Source organism: Desulfosediminicola ganghwensis (assembly GCF_005116675.2).
GTDB classification, from domain to species: domain Bacteria; phylum Desulfobacterota; class Desulfobulbia; order Desulfobulbales; family Desulfocapsaceae; genus Desulfopila; species Desulfopila ganghwensis.
Genome location: NZ_CP050699.1, coordinates 2,602,186 through 2,614,253, shown reverse-complemented (window position 1 = coordinate 2,614,253; position 12,068 = coordinate 2,602,186). Strand labels below are relative to the sequence as shown.

Genomic DNA, 12,068 nt, shown 5'->3' with positions numbered 1-12,068 from the left:
ACATACTGAATTGTAATCAAAAGATATGAGCGTCATTCACTTAGCACTCGCCCTGGTAGCCAACTGTGCCTGGGGCTTTAATTTTATTGCCGGCAAAATAGGGACGCTCACCTTTCAGCCCCTCTTTTTCACCAGTATCCGCTTTTTTTTCCTGCTTTTGATCATGCTGCCCTGGCTACGGCCCGCACCCGGCCACATGAAACCCCTTCTAAAGGTCGCTTTTCTGCTGGGTGTTATTCATTTCAGCATGATGTTTATCGGCCTGAACGCAGGCGGCAACATCGCCTCAGTAGCCATTACCACCCAGCTCTATGTGCCGTTTTCCGCTATCCTCGCCGCCATTTTTTTAAAAGAGAGCTTCTCCGCGATACGAGTTGTGGCTATTTTTATAGCTTTCATCGGAATACTGGTAATCGGTTTTGACCCCATAGTTTTCAGTCATCTGGATGCGGTTCTCTGGGTAATGGGAGCTGCCTTTGCAATGGCCGTGGCCACCATCATGATGCGCCAGTTTCCCAATATGGGTGTTTTTAAATTGCAGGCGTGGATCGCCGCAATCGCTGCGCCTTCTTTGTTGCTGCTCAGTTTGATATTTGAATCCGGCCAACTGCAGACCTTGGCAGATCTCGAAATTATTCAGTTATGGTCTCCGCTCTATTCAGCCATCGGCGCATCTGTTCTCGGGCACGGCATCGTCTACTATCTCCTTGGCCGTTACCCTGTTTCGATAGTGACACCGCTGTTACTTCTGGCTCCGGTTCTTGCTTCAATATTCGGTATCTGGTGGTTTGGGGATGAGATCGGCTGGAAGCTTATTGTCGGGGGTACGATAACCCTGCTTGGTATTCTGCTGGTTTCGGTAAATGTTGACCGACTTATGAGCAGGCTCAAGACGAGAATATAGCCATTTTCAAAAATACTTTCGACAACACACCGAGATGACACAAGAAGAAATAGTACAGATCGTTGATTCAAACAACATTCCCATTGATGCGGTACCACGCTCAATTATGCGGGCACAGAAGCTTATTCATCGGGCATGCTACATCCTGGTGCTCAACAGAGCGGACGAACTTTTTCTCCAGAAACGTACCTTGACCAAGGATATCTACCCCGGTTACTGGAGTGTTGCGGCAGGAGGCGTGGTGCAGGCAGGAGAATCGTATGAAGATTCTGCCAGAAGGGAACTTTTTGAGGAACTTGGCATCACCGCTCCCCTCAACGTTCTATTCGACCACTTCTATGACCGGGAGGACAACCGTGTCTGGGGGCGAATATATTGGTGTCGCCATGAAGGACCGTTCACCCTTCAGGCAGAGGAAATTGAATACGGGGAGTTTCATTCTCTCAGCCAGATCCTCGAAATCAGTAAAAAGGAACCTGTTACCCCGGATGGAATCGAGATAATTCATCGGTTACGGGATGAAGAAATCGATTTCATTTGAATCCCGCCTTCTTCATTACAGGAAGATTCATCAGAATAGTGAGCCGGAATCCTGTCAGATATGCATTTTTTTCACAATTCGAGATATCGAAGAAATATCAAGCAAATTCATATGCTTGATATTGCGAGCATTATTTTTTGAAAATTCCGCAGAATTTGGGGGAAAGCCATTGCCGGACATCCTCTTAGCCCGGTTTTACAGCAAGCCAGATAGTATGTTTGCGACCCTTGCCGGAGCTGTTGGCGTGAGCTGTGACAACTTCTGTGCGAAATCGGCATTTTTTCAGACGTCGGGTAAAACCATCGTCTGGCGCATAGGACCAGACAGCGAGAATACCACCGGGCCTGAGCGCTGCAAAGGCGGCATGTAGACCCGGCAGACCATAGAGTTGATCATTCGCCTCACGGGTAAGTCCATCGGGGCCGTTGTCCACATCGAGTAGTATCGCGTTCCAGGCGGATTTCTTACTCTTGATTGCCTGAACGACATCTCCCTGCCAAACAGCCACCCTGGGATCATTAAGCGGAAACCCTGCAAGGTGGCCGAGAAATTCACGGTTCCAGCTGATCACTGCCGGTACAAATTCTGCAACGGTCAGGTGGGCATCCGGGCCGGAATTTTCAAGTGCTGCTCCAAGCGTGTATCCCATGCCAAGACCGCCGATAAGGATGTTCACATCCCTTTGATACGAAAGGCGCTCACAGGCAAGCCTGGCCAGAGCCTCTTCAGAGCCGTGGAGGCGGCTGTTCATCAATTCAGTGGTTTCAGTACGGATTGAGTATTCCGTGTCACGCTTTCTTAAGATGAGCTCGCCCTCTTCATCGGGAATTCGGGCTCGATCAAGTGTTACCCAGGGTTTCATAATATCCTTTATACTGCCCACCTTGCTGTACGGACAGTTGAGCAGATGAGTGCGTGATAATCAGATTTCCACAACGCACGTGTAACATTCTGGCGACGTATCTGTTCCGGACTAGCAATTGCTGAGGTTGATTAGCCTTTTGAAAAAATGTTCCTGAGAAATCGGGGTCTGGAGCAGTCAAACTGACTGCCACTCATTTATCACCGTTTTTTCCTTCGCGTGTTACGCCTACCTGAACCGGGCTTGCAGGATTTGGCTATTGTGACCTCATCCTGGGATTTACTGTTTCGTCTCCCCCCTGATTTGCCCTGCGGGCTCCCCGCCCCCCGTGCTGCCCTGCCTCGTTGCCGCGGGTTTTCTTTTTCGGAACTGTTTTCCCGGCTCCCTCCGCTTTTTGCGGAACTGCCCTTTTGATTCTGGGCCTGACTCTTTACACCCTGCTTTTTCGGTTTTTTGGGCTTTTTAGGCTTCGGTTGCTGCAAATGGGTCAGAGGGACACCGTGGTGGGGAACAAAGCCGGTTGTAACCTCACGGGTCAGGAGTTGGCGAATAAGGGTCTCGATTGCGGTAAGAAGCTGGACTTCATCGGCACTGACCAGAGATATCGCAACACCTTCTTTACCAGCACGACCGGTACGACCGACGCGATGAACATAGTCTTCGGCCACCTTCGGCAGATCGACATTGATAACACAACTGAGTTCCGTGATATCAATACCTCGCGAGGCAATATCCGTGGCTACCAGAACACGGATTGACCCATCTTTAAAATCAGCAAGAGCCCGGTTACGCGCTCCCTGGCTTTTATCACCATGAATCGCCAGGGCGGAAACACCTTTCCCCGTGAGTTTTCTGACCAATTGATCAGCGCCTTTTTTAGTCCGGCTGAATGCCAGTACCTGATCCCAGTCATTGTTTTGCAGGAGATGGCAGAGCAGATCGGGCTTTTTGCTCTTGTCGACCTCGATCAACCACTGTTTGACACTCTTGGCCGCTGAATTACGCTGGTTGACTTCTATCTGAACCGGGCGGTGGAGAAGTGTTGTGGAGAGCGCCCGGATTTCTGCTGAAAAGGTCGCTGAGAACAAAAGATTCTGTCGTCTTCGTGGTAACAGCGCGAGGATTTCATCAATCTCATCTTTAAAGCCGAGGTTGAGCATCTTATCCGCTTCATCCAGAACCAGTACCTGAAGCTGATCAAACTTCACCGCATTCTGGCGATAAAGATCGAGCAGGCGGCCGGGTGTGGCGACAAGAATGTCAATACCGCGGCGCAGTCTCATCATCTGCGGATTAATTTTTGCGCCGCCGTACACAACAGCGCTGCTCAGCGGCAGATATCTGCCGTAGTCGGCAAGAGCTTCACCAACCTGCATGGCAAGTTCGCGGGTGGGAACCAGTATCAATGCGCGAATGTGGTTCGATCGCACACCTGGCCCGGTGGCTAACAGTTGCATGATCGGCAGCGTAAAACCTGCAGTTTTACCGGTACCGGTCTGGGCAGCGGCCATAACATCCCTGCCTGAAAGAACAGCTGGAATGGCCTTATTCTGAACTGGGGTCGGTGTCGTGTAACCCTGTTCATCAATAGCACGAAGAAGAGGCTCAGAGAGCTCTAGTGAAGAAAATGACATAAAATTTATACAAATCGCATTAGAGACAGCTGGTCGGGGATATGAACAGGCTATTTCTGATTCTGCTTGAAGAGTTGATTGAATTTTTCCGGGATCCCTGTCTCAAAACTGCACAGTTCATTGGTTTTCGGATGGGTGAAAACAAGTCCCTGGGCGTGCAGGCCGAGACGTCCGATAGGTTTTATTCTAGAACCATACTTTATATCGCCAACAACCGGGTGTCCGATATCCTGCATGTGCACACGAATCTGATGTTTTCTGCCGGTTTCGAGATTCACCTGCAGCAGAGAGAAATCTTTGTTACTTTTGAGCGTCTTATAATGGGTGACAGCTTTCTTGCCTACTCGCGGATTTTGTGAAGAGTAGACGATAAAGGCTTTACTTTCATTCAGGTAGGAGGTGATTGTTCCGCTTTCACGTTTAACTTCACCTTCTACAGCGGCTATATAGGTACGCTCCTTGATAGTCGAGATCCATGTTTCCTGAATCTTGAGCTTTATTTTTTCGTTCTTGGCAAAAAGCAGCAGGCCTGATGTTTCCCTGTCAATCCGGTGGACTATGAAAATTTTATTATCAGGATCTTCAGTTTTCACATATTCACTGAGCAGAGAATAAGCGGTTTTACGCTTTTCCTTGTCTGTTGCGACGGTGAGCAAACCCGCAGGTTTGTTGACGACGATAATATCATCATCCTCAAAGATTATGTTGAGTCCGTGAGGACGCTTCTGCGGAGACGATTTGTCCCAGCTCACCTCTACCACCTGGCCTGGCTTTAAGGGATGGTCGAACTGGGTAACTGTTCTGTTATTTACCTTTATCTGACTATCACGCAAAACCGCTTTGAGGAGTTTACGACTTTTACCGGGAAAGGCGGTAACAAGGCTTTCAAGCAGCGGACCTTGGCTGGTAACAGTAAAAGTGTCGGATTTTTTTGTCTTTTTCTCTGGCCGGGTTCGTGTTCTGGTCTTTTTCATCATACTCTCGAAAGATAGGGTCTGGTCAACGTGTCGCTCATACTATCATGCATGTGCAGGGCGTCGGCAATCTACCTTTTTTGCGGCCAAAGTCCTAACTATTTCCACATCTGATTACAGAGAGCCTGAAAAACAACTATAACCGGTAACCCATTGTCTGATCGCACAGAATCGATGATACCTGTACTTTTCTTAAAAAGAATCTTGTTTTTTGACGGCCATAGCACTATCGTTGACAGGTCAACTGTTGACCAGACAATCCTGGGAAGGTTATGAAATACATCGACAAACAACCATTCGGCTTTTACATCGCAATGCTCTTTCGACTGAGCCGAACCAACATTGAACCCCTGGCCCGGACTTTGGGCTTAACCGGGAGCCAAATCCCCTTTATGGCCTCCATTTTCAAGAGCCCGGGCATAAACCAGGACGAAATTTCAGCTATCCACTATATTGATAAAGCGGCAACAGCGCGTCAACTCAGTAAGCTGGAAGAATCTGACTTCATTGTGCGAAAGACAGATCCTGCTAATCGCAGAAAAAAACAGGTCTTCCCCACTGAACACGCTCTTTCAAAAGAGGCTGAGTTCTGGCAGATGCTGAGCGAGAGTAACCAGCGCTCCCTTGATGGTTTGAGCCAACAGGAATGTCAGCAGTTCACCAAACTTCTTGCCAAAGCACTCCATAATCAAATTCACTATTACCAAAAAACGCAATAGACACAATGCATTAAACGCTTTCGGCAGATCTGTCACGCTACTCTACCCAACCCTGCCATAACACAGTTACCTTTTAAAGCCTTCCGAGATCGCAGTAATGAATGACACCCGGCAAAAAAATCATAACCTGATTCTTCTTATTATTTGTATCGTCCAGTTTATCACCCCTTTCATGGCCGCTGGAGTAAACGTCGCCCTGCCCGCTATCGGTGAATATTACCAGGCATCCACTTTTCAACTCAGCCTGGCAGCCATGCTCTATATTCTCGGCCTTGGCTGTCTGTTGCTGCCATCCGGTCAACTCTCCGACCTTTATGGCCGGAAAAAAATATTTTTGAGCGGCATTATTGGTTTTTGCTGTACCTCCATAATCATTACCTTCAGCCCTGATATAACAATCTTTCTCATCCTGAGATTTATCCAGGGAATGGCTACCGCTCTAATTACCACAGCTTCTTTTGCCATTCTTTCCTCGGTTATTCCTCCCGAAAAGAGGGGAAGAAGCATGGGAATAATTATAGCCTTCGTTTATGCCGGATTGTCAGCCGGGCCTGCTTTAGGTGGCTTTCTGGTCGATTATTTCAACTGGCAATTCCTATTCTGGTTTACTGCAGCTTTCGGTATCGTTGGACTCTGCCTGAGTATAGCAGTATTACGCGGTGAATGGTGGGGAGATAGAACCCAGAGATTTGATTTCACAGGGAGCCTGCTCTTTGCTCTGGTCATCTCATGCCTGACAGTGAGCATTACAGGAAAAGAATGGGTTGGGGACTGGGCAACTCTACTGATGATAAGCGGTGTCATCGGAGCTGGCCTATTCATCATAATTGAGCGCCGGGTCTCCTCCCCTGTCCTCCCCGTCAACTTCCTGCTCTCAAACAGGTCTCTGAGCTTGAGCGCCTTGGCAGCATTACTCAACTACGCCGCAAGTTTCGGCATTATCTTTTTCTTCAGCCTTTACCTGCAGAGTATAAAAGGACTGTCACCGCAAAATGCAGGTTTGCTGCTGATGATACAGACCCTTATTCAGTGCATCCTCTCCCCCAGTGCCGGTAAGCTTGCCGACCGTATTTACCCGGGAAAGCTCGCCACCGTTGGCATGGGGCTTTGCGCTCTATCACTTTTTATGGCAACGCGGATAGAGGCGAACAGCTCACTCAGCTTTATAATTATCGTTTTTATCATTATGGGCCTGGGCTTTGCTCTGTTTTCATCACCAAACACCACCTTGATCATGAATTCGGTGCCGAAAGAGAGATACGGTATGGCATCGAGTCTCACCGCCATCATGCGTAACCTCGGCATGCTGGTCAGCATGGCAATTTCAACTTTTCTGGTGGAGCACTTTATGGGACACTCGCTGCTGCGAGCCGATACCCATGAACCATTCATGAACAGTATGCAATGGGGAATGGCATGTTTCGCAGGTATAAGCTGCCTTGGTGTGCTGTGCTCTGTCGGGAGATTCAAAAAACCTGCTGGTAAAATGTGAGCATGTTACAGCAGGCTCACTTTAACGAACTCACAGGGTATGACATTAATCAAGACCACAATGACGCTACTCCTGAGCTGTAAGCTGTTGCCCTCCCCCTTTGGGGCCTCACGCCTCGTGTAGTGAAACTGAGCATGAGTGCTGATAAGAAGCAGGTAACATACATTTTTTTGTTGACAACCTCACTTGGCCATTTTACCATATGACCCAGTGAGGTAATACTATGAAAGGTAAACAACGAGCATTGATTGAGGCGAAAGCCAATGTATTAAAAGCCCTGGGGCATCCGACCAGGCTCTGGATGGCCGAGCAGCTCGCCGATGGAGAAAAATGCGTTTGCGAACTCGCAGAAACCATCGATGCAGATTTTTCTACCATTTCCAAACATCTCTCCGTACTCAAGCAGGCCGGTGTGGTTGCAGATGAAAAACGGGGCAAGATGGTCTACTACAGACTCAAGGTTCCATGCATCCTGAACTTTATGCCCTGCGTGGAAGCGGTTATCCAGGCAGGCATCGAAGAGAGGAATGGACTCCTGGGCTGAAATTTTTTTTCGCAATCATTTGGTTATTTTGCCAAGTGACAATTCGTAAGGATGAACAATGAACTGGAAAGTTGAATGGAAGTATCTGGTCTGGATCATAGCCGTTTTTCTTGGATGTTATTTCCTGCCAGTGGGGTACCCCCGCTTTGACAACGCTATGCTCGAGGCATTCCACCTGGTCAAATGGTATGCGCAGGAGCATGTTCTTCTCTGCCTTGTTCCCGCTTTCTTCATAGCGGGTGCGATCGGTGTCTTTGTCAGTCAGTCCTCCGTTATGAAATATCTGGGCGCTGAGGCCAACAAGGTGCTTGCTTACGGGGTCGCATCTGTTTCCGGGACCATCCTGGCCGTTTGTTCCTGCACCATCCTGCCGCTCTTTGCAGGTATTTACAAGATGGGAGCCGGTCTTGGCCCTGCCACCGCGTTTCTCTATTCCGGGCCTGCCATCAATGTACTTGCCATTGTTCTGACCGCCACCGTTCTCGGCCCGACCATGGGGATTGCACGAGGTGTGGGTGCGGTGGTCTTCAGCATCATTATCGGATTGCTCATGGCATTTTTCTTCCGCAATGAAGAAGAAAACAAACCCGCAGTTCCTATTGCAATGATGGCAGACGAAAATGTCCGGCCGTTATGGCAAAACGCACTCTACTTTTTTTCCATGGTCGGCATACTGGTTTTCGCTAATTGGGGTAAACCGCAGGCAGCAGATGGATTGTGGGCATTCTTGTATAACATCAAATGGCTCATTACCTCAGGCTTCGGCCTGCTCTTTGCCGCAATCCTTGTGCGCTGGTTCGGGGTACGTACCTGGAAAATAGCACTGGTAACCTCCGTAGTTGCTCTCTTGGCATTTGCTGCCCCCGACCATCCGGCACTCGCCTTCACAGCAGGGTTTATCGGCTTGTCACTCATCACCAGTATGGATAACGGCGAATTAGGGAAATGGTTCTCTTCTTCATGGGATTTTGCCAAACAGATACTGCCACTCCTGCTGATCGGTGTGCTCATTGCCGGTGCCCTGCTTGGCCGTGTCGGCAATGAAGGACTGATCCCTTCCGAATGGGTAGCTGCCGCAGTTGGCGGCAATTCCCTCAGGGCAAACTTTTTCGCCTCGTTTGCCGGGGCGTTCATGTACTTTGCCACCCTGACAGAGGTACCTATTCTCCAGGGGTTGATTGGCAGCGGCATGGGCAAAGGCCCGGCGCTGGCGCTGCTGCTTGCGGGCCCGGCACTCAGCCTGCCCAATATGCTGGTCATCCGCAGTGTAATGGGCACTAAAAAGACAGCGGTTTTTGTTGCACTTGTCATCACCATGGCAACATTGAGCGGCCTGATCTTCGGGTCATTTTTCGCATAAATACAACAATGAGGTAACATTATGAAAATTCAGGTTTTTGGTCCAGGATGCACAAAATGCCAGCAGGTCGCTGATAATGCCAAAGCGGCCGCTGAAGCGCTGGGGATTGAGTACGAGATAGAAAAAATTTCCGATTTCAATGTAATGATGGGCTTTGGGGTAATGATGACTCCGGCCATCGCCATTGAAGGAGAAGTGAAGGTGGTTGGAAAGGTTCCTACGGTTGATGAAATTAAAACTATGCTCAGCTAAAGGAGGAAAGCCAATGAGTACCCCGCAGACTGATTGTAAATGCAGTTGCAGCACCAGTAACGGTATCGCACCAAAATTGGTTTATGCATGTTCCGGTTCTGCAGATGTGGGAGAACTCAGTGACAGGGTCGCGAGAAAGCTGAGCCGTGAGGGGCACGGTAAGATGTCGTGCCTCGCCGGCATAGGCGGCAGGGTCACTGGTCTGCTCAAATCGGCAGAAGCAGCCAGCGGTATCCTGGCAATCGATGGCTGCAAACTCCATTGTGGCCTGAAATCCATGCAGGAAGCGGGCTTTTCACAAGTTACACACCTTTGCCTTGATGATCTCGGGTACACCAAGGGAGCAACTGAGATAACCGAATCGGCCATCCACCAGGTTGCCCAACATGCCGCATCAATGCTCAGCAGTAAATAGGGTTGTAACAGAGGGAGCCAGATTAAGATTTTAGGTGCTCATCAACTTCGTAGCAGCCTGATTTCGCTCTACCAACCCCTTGAGTAAACCACTCGCCCCAGGAAGGCAAAAAAGCCTGTAGCACTCACAAACGTGAATGCTACAGGGCCTGGGTGTTGTGTTCCTGTTCCTTCTCCTGGCCTACCTGGGGCTTTCGGTTCTCTGGTTTAGGGGGATGTGGACTTTGGTAAAGAGAGTTTTGAGGAACCGGACTGTACACCAGGGCTTATCGGCACCTCACGGTTTATTCTTGCCCTTGGTCTGATCCTCGTCGCTTCCCGGGCTATGATTCCGGCCGTCCAGGAGACTGCGGTACGTAATGTCATCGGTGCTGATATACTCAACGTGCTTTTGGTGGCGGGCGCTGCTGCAACAGTGACCGAGGGCGGGCTCATAGCACCGGTGCACTTTTTTCAAATCCTTTTCCCGGCGATGCTCTTTATACTTGTCGTTCTCAGTGTTGGGGGCAATTTCTCGAAAGAACATCTGCACAGGCCTTTTTCACACCCCTTGTCAGTTATTCGTATCTGAATCAACCTCCCCGATGGCGTTCTGAGAGCCTCTCTGCAACAACACCTTCAGAGATCCTCGCTAACCACTGGATAATCTGCCGGAAAAAAATAGTGCTTCATTCCTCCACTCATCCCTTTCCAGATTGACATTACGAACTATTTTCTTTATACACCTCTCCTGCAGACTCTGGACCGCCTGAGATTCACCAAAACTCCGGCAGTCCGCGACAACGGCTGAAGCGGTCTTTCGCCAGCCCCATATAATCAGAGGAAATACAATGTTTCGGAAAAACCTTGCAGTTCTGGCCATTCTTGTGGCACTTACGCTCACAGGCGGCAATGTTTTCAGCGCTACCAAAATCACTAACGGCATCGATGCCAACTTCCCTCCCTTTGCCTATGTCGACAAGACCGGTACCCCGAGCGGTTTTGATGTAGAGGCGATGGAGTGGATCGCCGCCGAGCTCGGCATGGAGGTAACCCACCAACCCACCGAGTGGGACGGCATTATCACCAGCCTGCTCACCAAGAAAATAGATATCATCGCCTCCGGCATGTCCATTACCGAAAAGCGTGAGAAGATGGTAAATTTCACCATCCCTTACTGGAAAATCGAAAACGTCATGGTCACCAAGAAGGGCTCCGCCCTCACCATCGACGAATTGTTGAACGGTAACAAGATTATCGGTGTACAGCAGGGCACCCCTGAGGCAAAGTGGCTCAAGGACGAAAAAGCGAAAAACGGCTGGAACTATGAACTTCGTTACTATAACTCCTCCCCCCTGGCGGTTGAGGATACCTTGAACGGCCGCATCTCCGCAGCTGCCATGAACGACGCTCCAGCCAAAGACGCTGTCGCCAAGAAAGACGTTCAGATCGTCGGCCAGTTCGGTATGCACGGCGAATCCTTCGGTTATGCTGTCCGTAAAGACGACACCGAACTGCTTGAGAAAGTGAACGCAGCCCTGGAAAAACTGATGGACTCACCAGAGTGGGCTGAGCTCATTCAGAAATACGGCCTCAACAAGTAATGGTGCACTGTTAGAACCGGTTTTAAAATCGGTCCCGGTCGCTTGCAAGTAAGCGGCCGGGACCCTGGATTCCTCTGATGCGCGCCGTCACAGCCTGCATATGGCATGACCATGCTCGAATATATCAATATACTTACTGAATCGCTTCCCTACCTGATGCAGGGAGCGTTTATTACGGTGGCCATCGTCACCGCCGCCATGCTGATCGGTCTTGTCCTGGGGCTTACCATGGCTGTCGGTATCGTTTTTGGCAACAAGGCCACCCGCGCAATCTTCGGGTTTTATATCTGGTTCTTTCGCGGCGTACCGCTCCTGGTACTACTCTTTCTCTTTTATTTCGGTCTCTTCACTTGGCTGGGTTTCAACTTCAGCGCCATGGTGGCTGTAGCCCTGGTACTCGGCATGACCACCGGAGCCTATCAGGCCAATATCTTCAAAGGCGCCATACTCTCCTTGCCCAAAGGCCAGTTCAAGGCGGCCTGTGCCCTCGGTATGAGTGAGCGCCAGGCAATCACCAGCATCGTGTTACCCCAGGTTCTGCGGGTCTCGATCCCGGCCTGGTCCAACGAGTTTTCCATCGTACTGAAAGATTCGGCCCTAGCCTTCGTTATCGGTGCCCCTGAAATTATGGCCCGAACCCAGTTCGTCGCCTCTCGCACCTACCAACATCTGCCACTCTATATCACCGCCGGTATCATCTACTTTATCCTGACCTGGGCCGGAGTCATGCTGCTCGCTCGACTCGAGAAACGGTACAGAATCCCCGGTTATGCACAAGAAGGAATGTAA

Annotated in this window: 14 protein-coding genes; 11 read left to right on the top strand and 3 right to left on the bottom strand. The window is 49.8% G+C overall.

What is annotated here, in order from left to right:
* Nucleotides 1–25 precede the first annotated feature (25 nt).
* Nucleotides 26–904, top strand: coding sequence for a DMT family transporter (locus FCL45_RS11130; protein WP_136796888.1), 879 nt, complete (start codon nt 26–28; stop codon nt 902–904).
* A gap of 34 nt (nt 905–938) precedes the next feature.
* Nucleotides 939–1,445: an NUDIX hydrolase gene (locus tag FCL45_RS11125; RefSeq protein ID WP_136796889.1), complete on the top strand. Its 507-nt coding sequence runs from the start codon at nt 939–941 to the stop codon at nt 1,443–1,445.
* A 184-nt stretch (nt 1,446–1,629) separates the two neighbouring features.
* Here the strand turns inward: FCL45_RS11125 and FCL45_RS11120 are convergent, their stop codons facing one another.
* From FCL45_RS11120 to FCL45_RS11110, 3 genes are all read right to left on the bottom strand, one after another.
* Nucleotides 1,630–2,307 carry a polyamine aminopropyltransferase gene (locus FCL45_RS11120; protein ID WP_136796890.1) on the bottom strand — a complete coding sequence of 226 codons (678 nt, stop codon included), beginning with the start codon at nt 2,305–2,307 and terminating at the stop codon, nt 1,630–1,632.
* Between the two features lie 200 nt (nt 2,308–2,507).
* A complete protein-coding gene (locus tag FCL45_RS11115) occupies nt 2,508–3,941 on the bottom strand; it encodes a DEAD/DEAH box helicase (protein WP_136796891.1) in 1,434 nt (477 codons plus the stop codon).
* A 50-nt stretch (nt 3,942–3,991) separates the two neighbouring features.
* Entirely contained in the window at nt 3,992–4,918 is a 927-nt protein-coding gene (locus tag FCL45_RS11110; protein ID WP_217907719.1) for an RluA family pseudouridine synthase, read from the bottom strand.
* Nucleotides 4,919–5,187: 269 nt separating this feature from the next.
* Here FCL45_RS11110 and FCL45_RS11105 point away from each other — a divergent pair, with 269 nt between their 5' ends.
* The 9 genes from FCL45_RS11105 (at nt 5,188) to FCL45_RS11065 (ending at nt 12,068) form a co-directional block, all read left to right on the top strand.
* Nucleotides 5,188–5,634 (top strand): MarR family winged helix-turn-helix transcriptional regulator, encoded by a 447-nt coding sequence (locus FCL45_RS11105; RefSeq protein ID WP_136796892.1) that lies wholly within the window; start codon nt 5,188–5,190, stop codon nt 5,632–5,634.
* A 97-nt stretch (nt 5,635–5,731) separates the two neighbouring features.
* A complete protein-coding gene (locus tag FCL45_RS11100; RefSeq protein WP_136796893.1) occupies nt 5,732–7,126 on the top strand; it encodes an MFS transporter in 1,395 nt (464 codons plus the stop codon).
* Between the two features lie 223 nt (nt 7,127–7,349).
* Nucleotides 7,350–7,670 carry an ArsR/SmtB family transcription factor gene (locus FCL45_RS11095; protein ID WP_136796894.1) on the top strand — a complete coding sequence of 107 codons (321 nt, stop codon included), beginning with the start codon at nt 7,350–7,352 and terminating at the stop codon, nt 7,668–7,670.
* 58 nt (nt 7,671–7,728) lie between these two features.
* Entirely contained in the window at nt 7,729–9,030 is a 1,302-nt protein-coding gene (locus tag FCL45_RS11090) for a permease (protein WP_136796895.1), read from the top strand.
* A 21-nt stretch (nt 9,031–9,051) separates the two neighbouring features.
* Nucleotides 9,052–9,282 (top strand): thioredoxin family protein, encoded by a 231-nt coding sequence (locus tag FCL45_RS11085; RefSeq protein WP_136796896.1) that lies wholly within the window; start codon nt 9,052–9,054, stop codon nt 9,280–9,282.
* Nucleotides 9,283–9,295: 13 nt separating this feature from the next.
* Nucleotides 9,296–9,697 carry a putative zinc-binding protein gene (locus FCL45_RS11080; protein WP_136796897.1) on the top strand — a complete coding sequence of 134 codons (402 nt, stop codon included), beginning with the start codon at nt 9,296–9,298 and terminating at the stop codon, nt 9,695–9,697.
* 216 nt (nt 9,698–9,913) lie between these two features.
* A complete protein-coding gene (locus FCL45_RS11075) occupies nt 9,914–10,267 on the top strand; it encodes a hypothetical protein (RefSeq protein WP_176360036.1) in 354 nt (117 codons plus the stop codon).
* A gap of 259 nt (nt 10,268–10,526) precedes the next feature.
* Entirely contained in the window at nt 10,527–11,279 is a 753-nt protein-coding gene (locus FCL45_RS11070; RefSeq protein WP_136796898.1) for an ABC transporter substrate-binding protein, read from the top strand.
* A gap of 111 nt (nt 11,280–11,390) precedes the next feature.
* The gene (locus FCL45_RS11065; RefSeq protein ID WP_136796919.1) at nt 11,391–12,068 is read left to right on the top strand and encodes an amino acid ABC transporter permease; all 678 of its coding nucleotides are present in this window, start codon (nt 11,391–11,393) and stop codon (nt 12,066–12,068) included.